Source organism: Volucribacter amazonae (assembly GCF_029783845.1).
Taxonomy (GTDB): domain Bacteria; phylum Pseudomonadota; class Gammaproteobacteria; order Enterobacterales; family Pasteurellaceae; genus Volucribacter; species Volucribacter amazonae.
Genome location: NZ_LWID01000001.1, coordinates 1,992,501 through 2,011,022 on the forward strand (window position 1 = coordinate 1,992,501; position 18,522 = coordinate 2,011,022).

Sequence of the window (18,522 nt, forward strand, 5' to 3'; positions counted from 1 at the left end):
TGCTGGAAGGTTAATTGATGGTGTCATCGCAAGAGAAGCACTTGATCGAAGCCCCAGTAAACGGCGGCCGTAACTATAACGGTCCTAAGGTAGCGAAATTCCTTGTCGGGTAAGTTCCGACCTGCACGAATGGCATAATGATGGCCAGGCTGTCTCCACCCGAGACTCAGTGAAATTGAAATCGCCGTGAAGATGCGGTGTACCCGCGGCTAGACGGAAAGACCCCGTGAACCTTTACTATAGCTTGACACTGAACCTTGAATTTTGATGTGTAGGATAGGTGGGAGACAAAGAAGTGGTAACGCCAGTTATCATGGAGTCGATGTTGAAATACCACCCTTTAACGTTTGATGTTCTAACGAAGACTGCGAAACGCGGTTTCGGACAGTGTCTGGTGGGTAGTTTGACTGGGGCGGTCTCCTCCCAAAGGGTAACGGAGGAGCACGAAGGTTTGCTAATCACGGTCGGACATCGTGAGGATAGCGCAATGGTAAAAGCAAGCTTAACTGCGAGACGGACAAGTCGAGCAGGTGCGAAAGCAGGTCATAGTGATCCGGTGGTTCTGAATGGAAGGGCCATCGCTCAACGGATAAAAGGTACTCCGGGGATAACAGGCTGATACCGCCCAAGAGTTCATATCGACGGCGGTGTTTGGCACCTCGATGTCGGCTCATCACATCCTGGGGCTGAAGTAGGTCCCAAGGGTATGGCTGTTCGCCATTTAAAGTGGTACGCGAGCTGGGTTTAGAACGTCGTGAGACAGTTCGGTCCCTATCTGCCGTGGGCGTAGGATAATTGAGAGGGGCTGCTCCTAGTACGAGAGGACCGGAGTGGACGCATCACTGGTGTTCCAGTTGTTTCGCCAGAGGCATTGCTGGGTAGCTAAATGCGGAAGAGATAAGTGCTGAAAGCATATAAGCACGAAACTTGCCTTGAGATGAGTTATCCCAATCTAAGGATTGTAAGGGTTGTTTGAGACGAAGACGTAGATAGGCTGGGTGTGTAAGTGTAGTGATACATTGAGCTAACCAGTACTAATTGCCCGAGAGGCTTAACTATACAACGCTGTAGTGTTTTTGCGAGGTAGAAAGAAGAAAGTATCAGACGAGAGAGAATAGAGAGTTAAAGTAGGCAGCTTGTTTTTGAAGTTAAAGAGAAGAAGAATAAAGAAAGGATAAAATTGAAGTAAATCATCAAAGGAATTATCTTGGCGGCGATAGTGCGGTGGTCCCACCTGACCCCATGCCGAACTCAGAAGTGAAACGCCGTAACGCCGATGGTAGTGTGGGGCATCCCCATGTGAGAGTAGGTCACCGCCAGGTTGTTATGAATAGTACCCCTGTTGTGAAGCAACGGGGTTTTTTGTTTATTAAGAATTAAGAAAAAAAAATTTTAAAACTGACCGCACTTTATTACACCAAAGTGCGGTCAGTTTTAGAATAATTTTTCTCATAAATATTGATATTCTCATTTTCCCTCCTCTTTAAAAAATTTTAGTGTGAATTTATCTATAGTAAAATCTAATTAAATACGCTACAATATTCACATGGCATACTCAAAAGACTACCGACAAATGATATTAGCCAAACTCAAAGGTGGCGCAAGCTTTCGAGAATTGGCACAAGAGTTTCAGCTCAGTACTAACACCATCCAGAGATGGAAGAAAAATCCTGAGCGAAAGAAACGTATTGTTAAACCTGATAAGATTGATAATGACCTCCTCAAAGCCGATGTTGAAGCTTATCCCGATGATTATCAATGGCAGCGAGCACAGCGTTTAGGTTGTAGCCAAAACGCCATTTGTACAGCTTTGAAAAGGCTAGGAATAACGCGTAAAAAAGACGTTAGCACATTCTCAAGCAGATACTGAAAAACGAAAGTTTTTTCTTAATGCGCTAAAAGCATTTAAAAAAGCGGGAAGAAAAATCATTTATTGAGATGAGAGCGGCTTTAAAATGCATGACAACAGACCGTATGGGTATGCTCAAAGAGGTAAGCCTTGTTTTAGCCAATCCAACTGGCAACTTAAAAACCAGAGCAATGCTATCGGTGCTGTGCTTAATCAACAGCTGTTTGCTGTGGGGCTGTATAATTGCAGTATTAATAGCGATGTTTTTCATGGTTGGGTCAAGCAGTGATTACTTCCGCAACTTCCTGATAACAGTGTTATTGTGATGGATAATGCCGCTTTTCATAAAGGTTCAGACACAAAAGCATTGATAGAAGCCGCGGGGCATACCATTCTCTGGCTCCCACCTTACAGTCCTGACCTTAATCCAATTGAACATACTTGGGCTTGGATAAAGCAAAAACGTAAAGAATGTCGGTTAAATTGCATCGACCATCTATTCTTTTATTTTATGTGGTTGTGTGGCGATTTTTAATGAGTTTTACTATACATTTTGCCCCTCGTCCTAAAAACAAAAAAGCTGACCGAGTGGATAGACGTTTAAAAGCCAATGCCAATCCGAATAAACGAGCCATATTCGTCATGCGTGAGCGTTATACCACACAGGAAACTCTTTCTAATCCGTTATTAGTGGGTGCAAAGAAAACGCTGACTTTCCCTATTCTGTCAGAAAATACGGCCACCATAAACACCTTAGCAACGACATATATTGCACCAAACAGCCGTATTCATGCCGATGAAAATTCAGCTTACGATGACCTTATTATTAATCACGACTTTAAAAGAGTGAATCATCAACGTGAATACTGTAGCGATGAGGGTATTATTAACAACCTCGCTGAAAGTTACTTCTCACGTTTCAAGCGTATGTATTACGGACAAGTGCATAAAATGAATAATATCTATCTTGATAACTATGACAATGAAATTGCCTATCGTGAAGATACCCGAAAACTGGATAACCAACATATCTTTGATGATGTGGTTATGAAATGTCTTGCGACTTCTAGCGATAATGATTGGAAAGGTTACTGGCAAGGCTATCACAGACAAACTGAAAGGCTAATAATGTAATGGCAGACCCTATTTATCAAATGCAAATTCAACAGAAAATCACGCAACTTGAACGAGAAAAAGAGCAAGTTTTAGCCCACCTTGCTTTAGTGGAACGCCGTATTTTGTTACTTCAACAGGCTTTAGAGGTGATGAATCTTGAGCCTAACGATATTCAACAATATGATACCGAAAATTACCAATATCGTGTTTATCGCAAGCAATTTAACGGCAAAATAAGCCAACTGATTCAGCAAGTAATGAAAACAGAGCCTGAACGCCATTGGCGAGCCTTAGAGCTGGCAGAAGCGGTGCTGATTGCCGATAAACAACCGCATACTCCTGTATCAGAATATCATTTAAAGAATATCAGCAGTGCGATGATACGCTTAGTCAATAAAGGCGTTGTCAACCGTATTGTGGTGAAAAAGCATAAAATTATCCAATGGCAATGGAAAGCACATCACAATAAGTCATCGTGATTCGATAATTCTTCAATTTGCTCAATGGAGTTTAATCGCCATTGAATAACGGAGCGTTTTGTTTTCTCGTCTAGCATCGTTTTTCTTTCCACAATCCCACGCTCCTGCAATCGTCTTAATCTCTGGCTAATTCCCCTTGTCATCGTCTGAATATCTGTTTCAGCAAGCGTATATTTTGTAATTTTAATCGCTTTATATGTGATGTCTTTTGCAGATAGCCATTCATTGGGAAAATCTTTGAACACTTTCACAATAAATTGGCTGGGATAATAAGGGGATTTTGTGGTAGCTACCTTGTTATTTTTGGCGGCTTTAGATTTCATTTTGCTATTTTGTTTCTGTATTAATAATGAAATCGGATCGAACTCTAGCACCATTAAAGCATTCCGTAATGTATCAATATTGAGTTTCGTTAGACGAATACATTGTTCAAAATGTATGATTTGCTGATTAAGCTCTGCAATTTTCTGCTGAATAGCGGTTGCACCATTTACCTTTGCCATAAATAAAAATTCTCGTGGTTGAAAAAACTCACGAGAATGATAGTAGAATTGAGCTAATCGGTCTTTGTGCAACTGCTACATAATACCGGTACTATAAGGCTTCAATCCACTTTTTAGCAACTATTTTGTCCATTACACCATTTATAGTTAATCGAAATAAGAATGATACACAAGCATATCCACCAAGTTACCCGAGTAAGGCAGTATACAGCACGCATATATCTCTTAATATTTGCCCAAGTGCATTCAATAGGATTAAGCTCACTTACATCAAGTGCATCATAACTGTGATAAGTATCTATGTAAACAATATTATCAAGTATTATTTTTTCTTGAATAATAGGAAGTAATTTGCTGATATTGTATTGGGTATATAATTTACCATTACACTTTAAAAGTCCGAATACAGTGGCTTTATCCAGCGTGAGAGTCCTCGTTTGCCTTTACGAGATCCACCAAAATCGTTTTTATCAGCTTTAAATTTTACCTCAAACTTGGTAAATCACTAATAAGTGTAAGTGGTAAAATAAAATACAGCTGTATTTTTATTGATATTTACGAGTTCAGCTACTGTTATATTTGCTTGCTAATTTAATGAAAAGACGAGGATTCATCACTAAATAACCTTATAATCCCTCTTTTTATGTAAAAAATATAAGATATTTTTTCTATTTTGGGATAGAGATCACAAATTTAATAGAATTAATTGTAATTGTTTTGTATTTATTTGTTTTTATATGTTATAAAAATGCTGTTGGTGTTAAGTATACATAACTTTAACAGCAAAATAAGGAAACGTATATGGATCCTATCGCTAAAAATACTTTGAAATTTGTAGAGTTATTAAATAAGCTAATTGGCAATATTACTGTAAGAAGATTATTTACAGGATATGGTGTGTTTTATGATAAAACTATTATGTTTAGTATTTGTAAAAGTGGTGTATTTTATCTTAGAGCCGAGAATGAGTTAGCTATATATTTAGAATCTCTTGGAGCAGTCAAATGGATTAATGATTCACCAGGATTAGCTATTTCTAAATATTATCGTTTGCCAAATAGTATTATGAATGATCTACAATTGTATAGAAAAGTTGTTATTGCATCAATTCAGCAAGTTAAGCTACAAAAACTTGCTGATGAATTAGATAAAAAACAACGTATTAAAGAGATGGCTAATCTAACAATTAAACATGAAAGGTTATTGGCAAAAGTTGAAATTCATAATGTAAAAGAATTTCTTGCAGTAGGGCCGCAAAATAGCTATGTTAGATTGAAAAAAGCTGGTTTTACGGTAAATATTAACATTTTTTGGTTGTTTATTGCAGCATTAAAAAATAAACATGTTTCATTATTAACAAAGAATGAAAGAAAGCAGGCTTTATCAGTTCTTAATATTTCTTTGACTAATGCGGGTTTAAAACCTGTAAAGGAAGAATCCTAATGTAAATTAGAATTCTAAGATATTATGCTTAATCCAACACACATTAAGACCCGATATAAGTTATCGGGTCTTAACCTATTAATAAACTTGCTTTTAAAATTTGTTCTATTTGGAACGACCATTGTGTTAGGTTGTTTTAAATTAAAGCAGGTTATAATAAGCAAAAAATCATTTTGTTAGATTATTTATTTTTTAAAACTCCGTTTTCGCTTGAAAATACAGGATTTCTCCACTAATTGGGTGTTTAATTTGTAATGTTTCGGCGTGTAAGCATAAACGGGGGGAGAGGGATTTTGCTTGTGGTGGGGCGTAGAATTTATCGCCTAAAATGGGGTGTCCAAGGGCGACGAGATGTAAGCGTAATTGATGAGAACGTCCTGTAATGGGGTTAAGCTGTACCCTTGTGGTATTATTGGCAAGGCGTGCTAAGACGCGAAACTCAGTAATTGCCTTTTTACCTCGCTCAAAACAAATCATTTGGCGAGGGCGATTTTCCCAATCACAAATAAGGGGTAATTCAATACGCCCTTGTTCAGGTTTGATATGTCCCCATACTAAAGCTTGGTATTGTTTTTTCGGTTCACGTTCACGAAACTGTCGTTTTAATTCCCGATCAGCCTGTTTACTCAGAGCAAATAAAAGTAACCCACTAGTTGACATATCTAGCCGATGTGCAGGTTCACAAAAACCATATTTTTGTTTTACTCGCATCATTGCACTGTCAAAAAATTGTGGTTGGTTACCCGGGACAGAAAGTAAGCCACTTGGTTTATTTACCACGATAATATGATTATCGTGGTAAACCACGTCAAGCCAAGGTTCAATGGGGGGATTATATTCCAGTAATGCCATTTTATTCTTTATTACTAATAATTACACGCAGACTATCTAAACGCCAGTCTGCTTGGTTTAATGCCTGCGATGATTGTAAGCGAATTTGCTGTAATTTTTCAATTTCTTCTGTTCGGATATTCTTATTTACCCGTTGTAATGCGACAAGACGATCTAATTCTTGACTAAGTACTTGCTCACTTTGTTGTTTCGCTTGTTGAATAAGCTGTTTGGCATAAGGCTGAATAAGTTGTTTGGCTTTATCTAAGCCTTGTTCTATATCAGCACGAATGGTTTTTATTATTTTGTGTGCAAGTTGTTTTTTCAGAGGTTTAAGTTGTTTATTAAGTTGTGTAAAACTCACTTTTTCAGCTAAATTATTGCCATTTTTATCTACTAATAAACGGATTGGCGTTGGGGGTAAAAAGCGTTCTAGTTGTAATGCCTTAGGTGCTTGTACTTCAACGATAAAAATGAGTTCTAATAGTAGTGTTCCCGTTGGAATATTTTTATTAATTAATAAGGCGGTGCTAGCTTTGCCAATATCACCACTGGTTAATAAATCAATTCCATGGCAAATAATGGGGTGATCCCAAGTTAAAAATTCAAGGTCTTCTCGTGCTAGGGCTAAACTGCGTTGCAATGTTAGGCCTGTGGTTTCTGTTTTTATTCCCGGAAAATCAGGTATGAGCATATTACCTGTGGTAGAAAGTGTAAAGCTGTTTTCATCTAAATCTTCTTGTTCTAAGCCAATAATATCAAAAAGTGTGTTGGCAAATTCGGCTAATTCTTGATTATGTTCTTGCTGAGCAATTTGTTCTGCTAATTGTTGTCCTTTTATTCCACCATAAGAATGAATTTCTAATAAACGATCACGTCCTTGTTCTAATTGTTGTTGTAATTCTTGACGCTGTTGTTGGGTAGATTGTAAAAATTGTTGAAACGCTTGTGGTTGATGAGCTTGTTCATTTTGTAAAAAATATTGTAATTTTTCACCGCACTTAGCAAAAAGCGTTGATCCTGTTGGGCAAGTTTGTTCAAAAGCATTTAATCCTTGATGATACCATTGAGCTAAATGCTGTTGAGCGGTCTCAGCAAAACATAGGGTATAAATATGAATATCTTGTTGTTGTCCAATACGATCAAGGCGTCCAATACATTGTTCTAAGCGATCAGGGTGAGTCGGTAAATTAAATAAAATAAGATGATGAGCAAATTGGAAATTTCGCCCTTCTGAGCCAATATGCGAACTTAATAAGACTTGTGCTCCCTCTTCTTGCTGAGCAAAATAAGCACTGGCACGATCACGTTCAATAATGGACATATTTTCATGGAATACCGCACAACGAATTCCCTCTTTTTGGCGTAATGCCTGTTCTAATTGAATGGCGGTGTTTGCTTGTTGACAAATCACCAGAATTTTATTTTCACGATGATTTTTAACAAAATCTGTTAACCAATCAATACGGGGATCAAATGCCCACCAAGCGGCTTCTGGATTAAGCTGTTGAAAAATTTGCTCAGGATAAAATAAATTATCTTGCTGGTTTGGTTGTAGTAAGCCCATTACCTTAATGGCATTTTCATATTGCTTAGGTTGCGGAAAGTTAATAGGGTGATAAATACGCTGTGGAAATCCTTGTACACTTTGCCGACTATTGCGGAACAAAACACGACTTGTGCCATGCCGATCAATTAAATCATCAATCAAGCGTTGGCGAGTCTGTTGATGTTGTTCGTTTTGTTGTTCCAGTTGAGTAAATAAAGCAGAACAGTCTTGCTCTGTTAATAAGGAAGCGATATGTTGTTTTTGTTCATCTGTGAGTTTTTGTCCACTTAATAAACTCTCTACCGCTTGTGAAACGGGTTGATATTGTGCTTGTTCTGTACAAAATGCTTGGAAATCATAAAAGCGATTAGGGTCTAATAATCGCAAACGGGCAAAATGACTAGCTAAACCTAATTGTTCAGGGGTTGCGGTCAGTAATAATACCGCTGGGATTTGTTGAGTAAGTTGCTCTATTAACTGATATTCAGGGCTAACCTCTTGTTCTGACCAAGCAAGATGATGGGCTTCATCCACAATCAGCATATCAAATTCAGCTTGTTTTAATTGTTCAACTCGCTGTGGATATTGGATTAACCAATCTAAGGCACAAATGATTAGATTTTCACTGGCAAAAGGATTAACTTTTTCATCATATTCAGGACGATCAAAATCCGCACAACGTTCTTCATCAAATAAAGCAAAGTTTAAGTTAAAACGGCGTAGCATTTCCACCAACCACTGATGTTGCAGATTTTCAGGCACAATAATCAAAGCTCGAGTAACTTTGCTTTGAAATAATTGTTGTTGCAAAATCATTCCAGCCTCAATGGTTTTTCCTAATCCTACTTCATCAGCCAGCAATACACGAGGATAAATCCGTTGCCCCACTTCTTTGGCAATATGTAACTGATGAGCCATTAATGACGCACGAATTCCACGTAATCCACGTAACGGCGATTGATATTGAGCTTGTTGATGTAATAAGGATTGATAACGTAAAACGAAATGATCATTGCGATCAATTTGAGCGGAAAATAAACGGTCTTGTGGTTTACCAAAGCGAATTTGATGTGCTAAGTCAATTTCTTTAATTAAGCAAATATCGTGATCTGCTAGATTTTCCACTTGATAAACAGCAAGATCTTCGCTGTATTCAACGGATAGCACTTTTCCTTGCCAGCCTGTATGATGTTGGATAATATCGCCTACGTTAAATAAAATACGCACTAAAGGGGCAGAATCCACAGCATAAATACGTTGTTCATCGGCAATGGGAAATAAAATGGTAACCGTACGGTAATTACATTCTACAATGATCCCTAAGCCTAAATTATTTTCTGTTTCGCTAATCCAGCGTTGTCCAAGTTTAAATAGCATAAATCCCATACCCCTAAGGCAATTTACAAAGCGGGCTATTCTAGCGAATTTTGTTGTTGTCGGCTACTAAGTGCGGTGAGTTTTAGGATTTTTTCTTTTATTCATAATATTTTTTCAACAATTTAGGTTTCACAAACTCTACGCCCTTATCAATATAATCAATTTGTTCAAGAGCGAGCAGTTGCCGTTTGACGGGAAGTCCGCCACCAAAACCTGTTAGTGTACCATTTTTACCCAACACGCGATGACAAGGGATAAGGATACTGATTGGATTACTGCCTACTGCACCGCCCACAGCTCTGATTGCTTTTGGGTTGTGAATTTTATTGGCAATCTCTGCATAACTGATGGTTTTACCATAGGGTATATGTTTTAGTACATGCCAAACCTGTTGTTGGAATGGCGTTCCTTGTGGGGCAAGAGGAAGATCGTGAAAGTTGACTTTTTCGCCCGCAAAATAATGATCTAATCGTTGTTGAACTTGAATAAAGACTGGTAATTGAGTATTTTCTTGCCATTTGGGATTAGGTTGGCTTTGTTCAAGTTGGAAGTCCAAATTAGTGAGTTGATTATGCTGTGCCAGCATCAATAAATTGCCAACAGGGGAAGAATAATAACGGTAATAAATCATAATAATCTCGTAAAATAAAAGCGTATTCTTAGGAATACGCTTATTATCTTATATTAATGATGAAATTAGAAAAGATAATTGATATTTAAGCCATATAAGTTAGCACTGGCTTTAGAAGTATAATCCGCTTGTACAGTAAGGACATTGGCAATAGTTGTTTGCTCGGTAAATTGGACTTTTTTACCGCGTAAATGAGCATAGCCGAAATCCATTGAAAGGGTTGGGGTAAAGCGATAGGTAAAGCCCGCACTATACCAAGTCCGATCCGTATCAGGAATAGAAGCACTAGCGTGTGTACGAGGTGCAGCGGCTTCGTCATAGGCAATCCCAGCACGAACGGTTAATTTTTCATTAATATCATAGCTTGCCCCAAGTGAAACACGATTATTATTTTGATAATTCTCAGTTTTGTGGAAAGCTTGTTTACCGTCAGTATAAACGCCTTTGAGTTCTTTAAAACGGCTCCATTCTGTATACTTCCAACTATAATGGACGGCGAATTTATCCGTTAATTTGTGGTAACCCGAAATTTCCCAATAAGCTGGTAATTTGAGTTTTAAGCGACCAACACCTGTATAATTAATATCAATTCCTGTATTAGTTAATTGAACGCTTTGTGCTGATTTATCTTTAAAATCAAGATCATAAGCTGAATGATAAGCAAAGCCAATGCGGTTATTTTCATTAAATTCATATAATAACCCCACATTCCAGCCTAATCCCCAAGCATCACCTTGTAAATTAACTAATGAAGATTCAGAAGTAACTTGTGTGTTGAGAGAGCTTAAAGTCGCAAGTGTTTGACTACTCATATTCTGTATTAGGGCAGGATTTTGTGCGGCAACGATCATCGCATTGTTGAGAGCAGTATCAACGATACCTGCATTACGCTCAATTTTTGCTTTTGCATAAATCACATTTAAGCCTAAACCGGCGCTCCAGCCTTGCGAGATTTTATAAGCCCCACTTAAATTTAGATTAATCGCCGTTAAGTCGGTTGTTCCACCGAAAATTCCAGCATCATAGTCATCAGCATATTCACTTTTCAGTCCAAAATTAACATTCATACCGCCGCCCACACTAAAACGCTCGTTAATTGGGCTAACAAAATATAAATTAGGCACTAATGCCCCAGGCACTACATTGGTTTGGCTAGCATCAGCACTGGCGAGGGTTATTGAATTACCAGCGATATTGGCTTGAGCGTTAATTTGCCCATTTAAATGAATACTTGAATCAATATAAATCCCACCAATTGAAAAGGCATTTTGCTTAAATTTTGTCATTAAAGCAGGATTAGTAGCAACCACACTAGCACTTTCTGCAATAGCCGCTTCCCCAGCGTATGCACGACCTAATCCTTCAGTAGAAACTTCAGCTAATTGGAAAGCCGCAGAAAATGCACCATTTGAGCTAGCAAGCAATGCGGTAGTTAATAAGGTTTTGCTAAAAATACGAGTTTTCTTCATGTCTTTTGACCTTAAAAATAATCAATGTATAACAACGATAAATTTTATTAATTAATGAATACTTTATAAATAAGGCTCGGATTGTAAATAAGCTGTTAGTTTGGTGCAAATTTATTTTGCGGTTTTCTATGCTGTTCCGACCAGTGAGGATTGTCATCATAAATGATTTATTCTTTCAGATTTACCTTGATATAGATCAAGGATTAATAATAAAAATTGGCAAAATTTCTCTAAGTTTTGCTACACTCAAGATTATTTATTTGTGTGTAAAGGACATTGTATGACTGATTTAAGATGTAAAGCAGAAGAAGCGAAAGCCTGTTGTTGTGTTGATGTTGGTACAGTAATTGATAACGAAGATTGCGGTGTTGATTTTAGCCAAGTATATGAAACCCAGCAACAAGCAGAGCAAGCATTAGCTTATTTAACCGACAAAGCAAAACAAGCGGAAACTGATCCTTGTGAAATCCACAGTGAAATCAAACAAGTAGAAAATGGTTATCAATTAACCGCACATTTCTTATTTTCCTGCCAAGCGGAAAGTATGATTTTTCAATTATCGACCCGTTAGTATTAAATGCCACTTGTTTTGAGTGGCATAATTTTTTCGTTCATTTATTAATATCAATTAGAAAGATAGGCATGATTAAATAAAATTTTATTGTGTTCATGTTTATTGCTGTCTATACTTTGCAAAAATTTACTCTAATTAATGATTTTCAGCAATTTTAATACTATTAATATTATGATCGATTTGTCTTCTTATCTTGTTAAAAAAGGTTTTGTTTTATCTAAACTTAATCAATTATTGTTACCTGTTTTATTTTCTACACTAAGTGTAAAATCCCATGCCTCCATTGTTCGTGGTGACATTGATTACCAATATTTCCGTGATTTTGCTGAAAATAAAGGACAATTTACAGTAGGGGCGATGAACGTACCGATTTATAACAAATCGGGGCAGAATATTGGCACAATGTTACGTAACGTTCCAATGGTGGATTTTAGTGTTATTAATAGTGATGGTGGCTTTACGACTTTAATTGATCCGCAATATCTTGTGAGTGTTTCGCATAATGGTTATAATAAAGTACAATTTGGTTCAATAGAAAATCACCCAGATAGCCATACATTTACTTATCAGCTGGTACATCATAATAATTACGTTCAAGATCAGAATAATCCGTATCACAAAGATTATCATACCCCAAGATTACATAAATTAGTTACCGAAGTCATGCCTGTGGAAACAGTAACCAATGTACATGGTGCAAGTTATAACAATTCTCATCGTTATCCATTGGTGGTACGTGCAGGTTCAGGAACGCAACAAGTACGCGAAAATAATCAAAATAAATGGGTCGCAGGAGCCTATCATTTCTTAACAGGTAGTGCTGTTACTGTTCCTTATACGACCAGTTATGCAGGATTTGGAACTCATGGTTCAGTGATGGGAAATCACTATGGTCCAATGGTCAATATTGCTTTAGCTGGGGACAGTGGTTCAGGCGTATTTGTCTATGATGCACAAGAACAAAAATGGAAACTCATGGCTGTTACTTTTGCTTCTTTATCAGGTGCAACAGGGAACATTTATTGGGTGGTACGTTCGACCTATAATAAACGTATAAAAGATGCGAATATTGGTACCATCATTAATAACTCTCTATCTGACACTCAATGGACATGGCGACACACCGCCACCGTAGGCACACACCAAGTCTCTTCAGGCAGCCACAGCCATGACATAGCTGTATTTAACCCCAACCTCACAGGACGCAACAGGCAAACCAACCCCCAACTCAACCACGGCAAAACCGTCATCTTTACAGGCGAAGCAGGGCGCTTGCACTTTGCAGGTAACGTCAATCAAGGTGCAGGCGCATTATTTTTTGACACCGATTACAAAGTAACAGGTGAAAACGGCATCACTTGGCAAGGCGCGGGCATCAGCATAGCCCAAGACAAAACCCTAATATGGCAAATCGCCAACCCCAAAGGCGACCGCCTCTCCAAAATTGGCGCAGGCACTTTACACATTAACGGCACAGGCAAAAACGAAGGCGACATCAGCATTGGCGACGGCATTGTTATCCTAGACCAACAAGCAGACAGCAACGGCGAAAAACAAGCCTTTAACCGCTTAGGCATCGTCAGCGGACGCCCCACCGTTAGACTAACAAGCGCCGACCAAATGGACTGGAACAACCTCTACTTTGGCTTCCGTGGCGGACGCCTAGACCTCAACGGCAACCATATACATATGCAACGCATCAAACACGTAGACGACGGCGCACACATCGTCAACCACAACCTCAACCAAAGCGCCAGCCTCACCCTCACAGGGCAGCCTGAATTTACCGAAGCCCACATACAATGGGGACAATGGGGAATAGCAGGCGCCGACCTCTACGAATACATCAATAACCACAAAGGCAACCGTAAAGACTACTTTATCCTCAAAGGCAACGCCAACGCATGGTTTCCCACCGAACAAAACAGCGACAGCAACTGGGAATTCTTAGGTAGCGGCGAACAAGGCAAAAACCAAGCCATCGCCGAAATCATCACACGCAAAAATTTAGCGCGAAAACACACCGCACTTAACGGCACACTCGGCGAAAACAATCCAGCCCTCAACGGCGAACTCCACCTTACCTACACCCCCAACCTAAACGGAAGTAGCCTACTCCTCACAGGCAATATCCACCTCAACGGCAATCTCACCACCAACGGTAACAGTACCCTCTACCTATCAGGACGCCCCACCCCACACGCCTACGACCACTTAAACAAAAAAGAAGTTATCAAAGACCACGACTGGATTACGCGCCAAATCAGAGCCAAACACATCATCGCCAACGACCACAGTCAAATCCACATCGGACGCAACATCAGCCAACTCAACAGCAACATCACCGCTCGCGACCACGCACGCATTGAACTTGGCTACACTAACAACCACAGCCCCGTTTGCCACCGCTCCGACTACACAGGCAACATCAACTGCACCACCCCCAACTACCACAGCGACATCACCAACCACATCGCTCGCCTCCAATATCAAGGCAACATCAACCTAAACGACAACGCTCAACTATACATCGGCAAAACCGACCTACATAGCGCCATACAAGGCGACACAAACAGCCAAATCACACTCGGTAGCGAAAGCCACTGGACATTAACGCAAAACAGCACCATCGGACACCTCAACATGCAAAACGGCGCACAACTCACCCTAAGCCAAACAAACAACAACTTTCACACCCTACACATACAAGGCAACCTATCAGGCAACGGACAAATCAACTATCGCACCGACTTAGGCAACATGCAAAGCGACAGCATACACATATCAGGCAGCAGCGAAGGCAACTTCACCCTCATGATCAACAACAGCGGCAAAGAACCACAAAAAAGCAAAGACCGCCTCACCCTCCTCACCATCACCCCCGAACAACAAAACGGCAAAACCCTCAATATCCGCCTCGCCAACCCAAACGAACACATAGACATTGGCGCCTACCGCTACCAACTGATAAACGAAACAAACGCCTACCGCCTCTACAACCCCATCGTAGAAGCCCAAATCCAAGAACAAGAACGCCAACAAGCGGAAGAAGCCCGTAAAAAGGCAGAAGCCGAAAGACAGCGTTTAGAAGAAGAAAAACGCAAGCAGGCGGAAGAAGCCAGACGCCAAGCAGAAGAACAAGCACGCCAACAAGCCGAAGCCGAACGCCAACGCCAAGCAGAAGAACAAGCGCACCAGCAAGCCGAAGTCGAACGTCAACGCCAAGCAGAACAAGCGCGCCAACAAGCTGAAGCGGAACGCCAACGCCAAGCGGAAGAACAAGCACGCCAGCAAGCCGAAGCCGAACGCCAACGCCAAGCAGAAGAACAAGCGCGCCAACAAGCCGAAGCGGAACGCCAACGCCAAGAAGAACAAGCACTCCAACAAGCTCAAACGATCAGCCGTTACACCAACACAGCGCTATCTGAACAAACCTCTTACGTCCATACCCTTGGACGCCTAAATCACAGTGTATTTATGCAAATCAACCAAGACAACGACAACTTCTTTATCACCAATCATTACCAACAAAGCCACCACCAATCCAACGAACATCGCCACTACCGTAAAAACCAACATCAAATCCAAACAGGCGCCAGCCACAGCCTTACCAACCCATGGGGCAAGCTAAGTACAGGCATCATCTACACCTACGCCAAAGCCACCCACAACTTTGACGACCACATCAACGGCAAAAACCAAACCCATCAACTCACCCTCTATGCCAAACAAACCCTCACCAACCAACTCCACATCGCCATTAACGCAGGACAAACCCACAGCCGCAGCAACATACAACTAGAAGGGCAACACCCCATCAAACACCGCGCCCACACCATCGGCATCAGCATTGGCAAACAAATCACCACCTCATGGCTCAACGCCACAGCTGCACTTGGCATCAACCACAACCACCTAAGCGCCAGCCAATACCCACTTGCAGGCGCAGACATCAAAACCTCAAGCGAAAACCTAGTCAGCTACCACGCCCAACTCACCCTAGAAAAACCGCTCACCCTCTCCCCAATGACGCTTACCCCATACCTAAGCGCCGACCACATCAAATATCACAAAAACAGCCAACTCAGCGTCAACCAGCACCACTTTACCCAAACCTTCAGCGACTACACCAACATAGGCACAGGTATCCGCCTAAAAACCCAAAACTGGCAAACCCACCTACAAATCAACTATGGCAAAGGCAAAAACATTGATAGTACCCGCTCGGTGCAATTTGGGTTGAGGTACGCTTGGAAGTAACGCAGTTAAGTTGTTAGAAAAAAGATCATGAAAAACAACAAGAATTGATTAAACTCAATGTAGATTTAAATGCAAAAAATTTTTTAAAAATATACCGCACTTTTAATCCCCTTGTTCAAGGGGATTTATTTTATTTACCAGTCATATTTTATTCCCAACCAAAATTGGCGACCAGACTGATAACTCTGGTAATAACTTATACCAAAATCTTCACTGAGCCGTTCTGCTTTGGCGACACGATTAAGAACATTTAATATGGTTAGATTGAAAGAAAGTTTATATTGGCGAGGGATTTAGATGAAAGCGGTTTTAAAATGCATGACAACAGGCCGCACGGGTATGCTCAAAGAGGTAAGCCTTGTTTTAGCCAATCCAACTGGCAACTTAAAAACCAGAGCAATGCCATCGGTGCTGTGCTTAATCAACAGCTGTTTGCTGTGGGGCTGTATGATTGCAATATTAATAGCGATGTTTTTCATGATTGGGTCGAGCAGTTATTACTTCCGCAACTTCCTGATAACAGTGTTATTGTGATGGATAATGCCGCTTTTCATAAAGGTTCAGACACAAAAGCATTGATAGAAGCCGCGGGGCACACCATTCTCTGGCTCCCACCTTACAGTCCTGACCTTAATCCAATTGAACGTACTTGGGCTTGGATAAAGCAAAAACGTAAAGAATGGCGGTTAAATTGCATCGATCGTCTATTCTTTTATTTTATGTGGTTATGTGGCGATTTTTAATGGGTTTTACTATATTGCCTCGGTAATGGTGTTATTGCCTATTGGTGTTTGTTCAATTTGTTGTTGATTAATACGATATTCACCGCTAGCAGCCTGATTGGCAATTACTTGAATTGTATCTAATTTCTCAATATATGTGTTTTGGGTAGCATAAGTGATATGGCTGAGTGAGAATGGGATTAATGTCCATAATAGTTTGCGTTGCATAATGATCCTTTCTTTTTGTGATATAAATTTACCATCTTATTTTTTTAATGAAAAATAAGTTTAGTGCTTTTTTAGTGGTTTATCAAGTTTTGTCAATAAAAGCGCTTTTCAGTTCTTGAGCAAGAAATAGGGGGAGGGGAGAAGATAAGGTAATATAATATAAAGATCCCCTTTTATTGTTATCGTTGTTCTATGTTGAAATAATACTGCGTTGGTAGGTTTTGCTACGTTGTTTTATTTCAAATTAAAACGACTATAAATGATGATAAAGGGGATAACAAATAAGGAAAGAATGGGGATTAATCCTCGCCCCATACCTCTTTGGCAATTTGTTCAACCAGTTTGACTTTTTGCCATTGTTCCGTTTCGGTCATAATATTACCTTCCTCGGTAGAGGCGAAACCGCATTGTGGGCTAAGGCAAAGTTGTGCCAAAGGGACATATTGTGCCGCTTCTTGGATACGAGCTTTAATTTGTTGTGGATCTTCAAGTTGTGGGAATTTAGAGCTGATTAAGCCTAATACAACTCGTCCTTTATTGCCTGCAAAGTGTTTTAATGGTTCAAATCCGCCTGAACGTTCATCATCATATTCAAGGAAATAACCGTCATAGTTAGTTTGAGCAAATAGGGCATCAGCAATAGGATCATAAGCACCACTGAGCAAATAAGTTGAGCGGAAATTACCGCGGCAAACGTGGGTCGTGATAATCATATCTTGGGGTTTTGCTGCCAATATGACTTGAATATTTTCTAAGGCTTGGGCTTTGTCTGCGGCGAATTCTGGTTTTTGATAATTATTACATAATGATCCCCAATAAACGTCATCAAATTGTAAGTAACGACAGCCTGCTTGATAAAAGGCATGGATAGCGTCAATGTAGGCTTGTTGTACATCTTTGGCAAATTCTGCTCTGGTGGCATAAACGCCCGTATCCCATTGTATTGGGTACATTAATTGGTTGGGGCTTGGGATTGTGTATTTTACAATGCCTCGTCCTGCTACGATTTGGTCTAATTTTTTGAAATGTTCAATAAAAGGGTGTTCAGGATTCCAAGCCACTTTACCACAACAACGGGTATTATAAGCGCGGGTTTCTACGCCATTAAATTTGTAACCATGTTCAGGCTCATAGCCCTCAATGCCAATTAAATGTTCTAAAAAATCAATATGCCAAAAAGAACGGCGATATTCGCCATCGGTAATTACTTGTAAACCTGCATCAAGTTGAGCTTGGACTAATTTGCTGATTTCTTGATCTTCAATTTCGCTGAGTTGGGCTTGTGAAATTTTTCCTTGTGCAAACTCAAGGCGAGCTTGTTTTAATTGCTCAGTACGCAAATAACTTCCTACGGTATCAGCGTGTAAAGGTAAGATTTTATGTGCCATATTGTTTCCCATTGTAATAAAAGTATGAAAAGAATGCTTATCCTAAGGGAAAAAGAGAGCAGGTTCAAGTTATCCTCGTATTATGAACAGGGGATTTTGGGGA

General features: G+C 39.9%; 15 protein-coding genes, 2 rRNA genes and 1 pseudogene (1 of these 18 cut by a window edge). 11 read left to right on the forward strand and 7 right to left on the reverse strand.

What is annotated here, in order from left to right; genetic code table 11:
* From A6A20_RS09540 to A6A20_RS09570, 7 genes and pseudogenes are all read left to right on the forward strand, one after another.
* A 23S ribosomal RNA gene (locus A6A20_RS09540) occupies window positions 1–1,059 on the forward strand (it extends 1,952 nt beyond the left edge of the window).
* 147 nt (window positions 1,060–1,206) lie between these two features.
* A 5S ribosomal RNA gene (gene rrf / locus A6A20_RS09545) occupies window positions 1,207–1,322 on the forward strand.
* A 224-nt stretch (window positions 1,323–1,546) separates the two neighbouring features.
* Complete coding sequence (locus A6A20_RS09550; RefSeq protein ID WP_279573208.1) at window positions 1,547–1,870, forward strand: IS630 transposase-related protein; 324 nt, start codon at window positions 1,547–1,549, stop codon at window positions 1,868–1,870.
* Window positions 1,871–1,955: 85 nt separating this feature from the next.
* On the forward strand, window positions 1,956–2,138 hold the full coding sequence (locus tag A6A20_RS09555) for a hypothetical protein (RefSeq protein WP_279573209.1): 183 nt from the start codon (window positions 1,956–1,958) through the stop codon (window positions 2,136–2,138).
* A 33-nt stretch (window positions 2,139–2,171) separates the two neighbouring features.
* Window positions 2,172–2,384 (forward strand): transposase, encoded by a 213-nt coding sequence (locus A6A20_RS09560; RefSeq protein WP_279573210.1) that lies wholly within the window; start codon window positions 2,172–2,174, stop codon window positions 2,382–2,384.
* Window positions 2,385–2,395: 11 nt separating this feature from the next.
* Window positions 2,396–2,983, forward strand: a pseudogene (locus A6A20_RS09565) (transposase); the annotation flags it as partial.
* Entirely contained in the window at window positions 2,983–3,444 is a 462-nt protein-coding gene (locus A6A20_RS09570) for a hypothetical protein (RefSeq protein WP_279573211.1), read from the forward strand. The pseudogene A6A20_RS09565 and the gene A6A20_RS09570, both read left to right, overlap by 1 nt.
* Here the strand turns inward: A6A20_RS09570 and A6A20_RS09575 are convergent.
* On the reverse strand, window positions 3,426–3,947 hold the full coding sequence (locus A6A20_RS09575) for a hypothetical protein (protein WP_279573212.1): 522 nt from the start codon (window positions 3,945–3,947) through the stop codon (window positions 3,426–3,428). The two genes, A6A20_RS09570 and A6A20_RS09575, sit on opposite strands and share 19 nt — an antisense overlap.
* 801 nt (window positions 3,948–4,748) lie before the next feature.
* Between A6A20_RS09575 and A6A20_RS09585 the strand changes: the two genes are divergently transcribed.
* Window positions 4,749–5,390 carry a TfoX/Sxy family DNA transformation protein gene (locus A6A20_RS09585; protein ID WP_279573213.1) on the forward strand — a complete coding sequence of 214 codons (642 nt, stop codon included), beginning with the start codon at window positions 4,749–4,751 and terminating at the stop codon, window positions 5,388–5,390.
* 192 nt (window positions 5,391–5,582) lie between these two features.
* Here A6A20_RS09585 and rluA read toward each other — a convergent pair whose 3' ends face one another.
* The 4 genes from rluA to A6A20_RS09605 form a co-directional block, all read right to left on the reverse strand.
* Complete coding sequence (gene rluA, locus A6A20_RS09590) at window positions 5,583–6,242, reverse strand: bifunctional tRNA pseudouridine(32) synthase/23S rRNA pseudouridine(746) synthase RluA (protein ID WP_279573214.1); 660 nt, start codon at window positions 6,240–6,242, stop codon at window positions 5,583–5,585.
* A 1-nt stretch (window position 6,243) separates the two neighbouring features.
* Window positions 6,244–9,147: an RNA polymerase-associated protein RapA gene (rapA, locus tag A6A20_RS09595; protein ID WP_279573215.1), complete on the reverse strand. Its 2,904-nt coding sequence runs from the start codon at window positions 9,145–9,147 to the stop codon at window positions 6,244–6,246.
* Between the two features lie 97 nt (window positions 9,148–9,244).
* Window positions 9,245–9,778, reverse strand: coding sequence for a methylated-DNA--[protein]-cysteine S-methyltransferase (locus A6A20_RS09600; RefSeq protein ID WP_424585427.1), 534 nt, complete (start codon window positions 9,776–9,778; stop codon window positions 9,245–9,247).
* Window positions 9,779–9,843: 65 nt separating this feature from the next.
* On the reverse strand, window positions 9,844–11,247 hold the full coding sequence (locus A6A20_RS09605; RefSeq protein ID WP_279573216.1) for an outer membrane protein transport protein: 1,404 nt from the start codon (window positions 11,245–11,247) through the stop codon (window positions 9,844–9,846).
* Between the two features lie 280 nt (window positions 11,248–11,527).
* On the opposite strand from A6A20_RS09605, the gene A6A20_RS09610 reads away from it, so the two are divergent.
* The 3 genes from A6A20_RS09610 to A6A20_RS09620 all read left to right on the forward strand — a co-directional run bounded on the left by A6A20_RS09610 (window position 11,528) and on the right by A6A20_RS09620 (window position 16,824).
* Complete coding sequence (locus tag A6A20_RS09610) at window positions 11,528–11,818, forward strand: YfcZ/YiiS family protein (RefSeq protein ID WP_279573217.1); 291 nt, start codon at window positions 11,528–11,530, stop codon at window positions 11,816–11,818.
* A 174-nt stretch (window positions 11,819–11,992) separates the two neighbouring features.
* Entirely contained in the window at window positions 11,993–16,081 is a 4,089-nt protein-coding gene (locus tag A6A20_RS09615; RefSeq protein WP_279573218.1) for a S6 family peptidase, read from the forward strand.
* Window positions 16,082–16,362: 281 nt separating this feature from the next.
* Window positions 16,363–16,824, forward strand: coding sequence for an IS630 family transposase (locus A6A20_RS09620; RefSeq protein ID WP_279573219.1), 462 nt, complete (start codon window positions 16,363–16,365; stop codon window positions 16,822–16,824).
* 9 nt (window positions 16,825–16,833) lie between these two features.
* Here the strand turns inward: A6A20_RS09620 and A6A20_RS09625 are convergent, their stop codons facing one another.
* Window positions 16,834–17,031, reverse strand: a complete 198-nt coding sequence (locus A6A20_RS09625) for a hypothetical protein (RefSeq protein ID WP_279573220.1) — start codon at window positions 17,029–17,031, stop codon at window positions 16,834–16,836.
* Window positions 17,032–17,330: 299 nt separating this feature from the next.
* Window positions 17,331–18,419, reverse strand: coding sequence for a 5-methyltetrahydropteroyltriglutamate--homocysteine S-methyltransferase (locus A6A20_RS09630; RefSeq protein WP_279573221.1), 1,089 nt, complete (start codon window positions 18,417–18,419; stop codon window positions 17,331–17,333).
* Window positions 18,420–18,522: the final 103 nt, after the last annotated feature.